General features: G+C 40.5%; 1 protein-coding gene. It reads left to right on the top strand.

Annotation, left to right across the window (positions count from 1 at the left end; all coding sequences use genetic code 11):
- The coding region (locus CK797_RS09025; RefSeq protein WP_104689397.1) for a helix-turn-helix domain-containing protein at positions 1 to 495 on the top strand (495 nt) is incomplete at its 5' end.
- Positions 496 to 608: the final 113 nt, after the last annotated feature.

A 608-nucleotide genomic window follows, 5' to 3' on the forward strand; every position in this document is an offset into this window, starting at 1 on the left:
CATGAATATCTTTCTACTTCTCAGAGTATTTATGACCTTGGTAAAAGATACGATATTGGACCGCGGCTTATTGCCAAATGGATTCAAAGATATCGAATGGAAGGACCCAATTCACTGAAGCCACGTCGTCATAAGCGGACATTTACCGCAGACTTTAAGCTAAATGTGATAGACTACTACCAAACTCATGAGGAATCTATGGCTGAAGTAGCGGTTCGGTTTGATGTGAAAACAGCACAGATCTCAATTTGGCGTTCAAAGTTCAAACGAGACGGTATTAAAGCCTTAAAACCTCATCCGAAGGGTAGGTTATCAAAGGTGAAACACACTAAGAAACAGCTTCGTCACCTCGCTAATAAGACTGAAGTAGAACGTTTAAAAGAAGAACTTGCTAAGAAAGACCAAGAACTCTATGACACAAAACTGGAGCGTGATATCTTAAAAAAATCGCTGACCCTGTTCGGACCCTCAAAGCCAAACAGAAAACCCAAATAGTGGATCAGATCAGGGAAGATCAGTCATCATTGCCAAAGAAACGTCGCTATAAGATCGGCGATATTCTCAAGGAAATTGAACTTCCTAAAGCTACTTACCATGATGAACGTAAA

The sequence above is a fragment of the Limosilactobacillus pontis genome, assembly GCF_002940945.1.
Classification (GTDB): domain Bacteria; phylum Bacillota; class Bacilli; order Lactobacillales; family Lactobacillaceae; genus Limosilactobacillus; species Limosilactobacillus pontis_A.